The organism is Vibrio ouci (assembly GCF_004551525.1).
GTDB lineage: Bacteria > Pseudomonadota > Gammaproteobacteria > Enterobacterales > Vibrionaceae > Vibrio > Vibrio ouci.
Map to the genome: position 1 here is coordinate 1 of NZ_SATR01000144.1, position 1954 is coordinate 1954.

Genomic DNA, 1954 nt, shown 5'->3' on the forward strand with positions numbered 1-1954 from the left:
ATGCCTAAGATCTTTTTCTCGCTGACGTCTAGCCAACCAGCCATTTGCCAAAATAGAGATGATGACACCGATGAAACCTATTGAGGCCGCAATAAGTGTTTGATAATGGAATATCAATTCGTAACCCTTCTGAGTATTGTATAACGCCCTGCTAAGGGGTGAGCAACGCAATACCTAAGCCGCCGCATACCACCTTAATCACTAAATTCAACGCATAGTAAAAATGCCACGCGTTGCGAATCCCTCTTGAGCAGTTTGTTAGTCGCGAGGCACCGAGCGACAATTTTAAGCCGAACTAAACTTTGCAAACAACAAACTTTATGTGTTTTGATGCACTTAAGTCAGGCGTAGTCTCAAAGCGGCTAGTCAATGAAACCACTTAGAAAAAACAGCGCCGCAGAAAACGGACTGGCAACACCAAAAAGCGCTTTTGGAAAACCAATCTCACAGTGCGGACTTTCAACAAAGTCACTGAAACCACGTGGAACTAACAACACCAGAGAAAACGCCCTTTCAGCAAGTAAATAAGCTTTTGTACCAACAAACTCACCGAGCAGAGTTGCAACCAAAAACAAATTCTCGATTGCCCTGCTCTGTCAGCACCAAAGAACTAAACAACCGCTAGGACACTTGCAAAACTGTGGACTTTAAACAGTTGAAACTGAGTTTTGACCATCAACGATGAATCTTTATACCAAACAAACAACTGCCAAATTTTAAGCTCAAAAACATGATTTTGATTGCTAGCTTTTTCTGGCGACTAACGCCCTGTTAAGGGGTGAGCAACGCAATACAAAAGCCGCCGCATACACCTTAATCACTTAAACCAACGCATAGTGAAAATGCCACGCGTTGCGAATCCCTCTTGAACAGTTTGTTATGTGCGTGCTAATTGAGGTACTTTTGCCAATGTTGCTGCCCTGTCAAAACTACTCTGTAATCTTCGTAGTCCAATGAGCTGTAGAGCTTTTTAGCTGCAACATTATCATCACCGACCTCTAGTGTGATTTTGAGGTAATCATTATCACGACAATACCGTTCGATACCATTCAGTTGCGCTTTGCCCACACCTTTACCACGAAAGTTGTCCGACACCATAAAGTCATGGATATTCATCACTCTTTGCGCACGATAAGTTGAGAACGATTCAAAGCAAACTGCAAAACCGGCAGGCTTATTGTCGACAAAACTGATAAATCCGTGGAAATAAGGCAACGCAAATAGCTGAGCAATTACTGAGAGATCTAGCTCAACTGAGAATCCAGATAGGTACTCCCTAAACAAAGTCTCGAATATATTTCTGTCGTCAATGCTTTCTGTTTCGATACGCCTGATTGTGATTTCCATATTGATTTCCACCAAAGCACATAACGCCCAATTAAGTAGTGAGTAACGCTACCACTTAACCAGAATATTGTGCCCTAATCACTAAAGCTGATTCAAACCAAAAGTGCCAAGCGTTACGAATCTGCTTAAATTGTTTGTTATGTTTTACCACAAACACATGATTTACTTGAGAAAGAACTACTATTTCTGACTAGTTTTCTGAAGCAAACCACAAGGCTATAACCAACTTGACCGCCAAAGGCGACCAACCAGAAACGAGCAATTCCACTTCCCTGCCCAATGAGGCAACCCGACCAAGTAACAACAAGCGCCCTTTCTTTCCAACCAAAGCGMAAAACAATGCTGAATTGCCGAGGCAACTGCCAAGCCAAAATGCTAATTGGCTAAGAATCCTAAAGCGACTTTAAGCCAGTTATACAGACAACCGACCGCCACGACCTGACAATAAAGCAACCCTCGAACATTGGCATGTTTTACGGTGTGAGAGATCCAAGGACTTAGAGCGACAATACTGATTTGCTGAGTCTACTAGGGACGAATTGCCAAAGGGACAAAGAACTAGAGCCTAAGACATTTAAGCCTTTGAATTACAAGTAAACATAACGCC

The 1954-nt window shown here is 42.5% G+C and carries 2 protein-coding genes and 1 pseudogene; all 3 read right to left on the minus strand.

The genetic code is table 11. From position 1 onward, the window contains the following. Positions 1-362: 362 nt before the first annotated feature. The 3 genes and pseudogenes from ELS82_RS26525 to ELS82_RS27725 all read right to left on the minus strand — a co-directional run bounded on the left by ELS82_RS26525 (position 363) and on the right by ELS82_RS27725 (position 1585). A complete protein-coding gene (locus ELS82_RS26525; RefSeq protein WP_167489525.1) occupies positions 363-575 on the minus strand; it encodes a hypothetical protein in 213 nt (70 codons plus the stop codon). A 313-nt stretch (positions 576-888) separates the two neighbouring features. After that, positions 889-1347, minus strand: coding sequence for a GNAT family N-acetyltransferase (locus ELS82_RS24480; protein ID WP_167489527.1), 459 nt, complete (start codon positions 1345-1347; stop codon positions 889-891). Between the two features lie 55 nt (positions 1348-1402). Further along, positions 1403-1585, minus strand: a pseudogene (locus tag ELS82_RS27725) (hypothetical protein). Between the last annotated feature and the right edge of the window lie 369 nt (positions 1586-1954).

What these genes read in the sequence shown, in the direction of transcription:
- ELS82_RS24480 (WP_167489527.1), bottom strand. Translation starts at nt 1,347, where the DNA reads ATGGAAATCACAATCAGGCGTATCGAAACAGAAAGCATTGACGACAGA.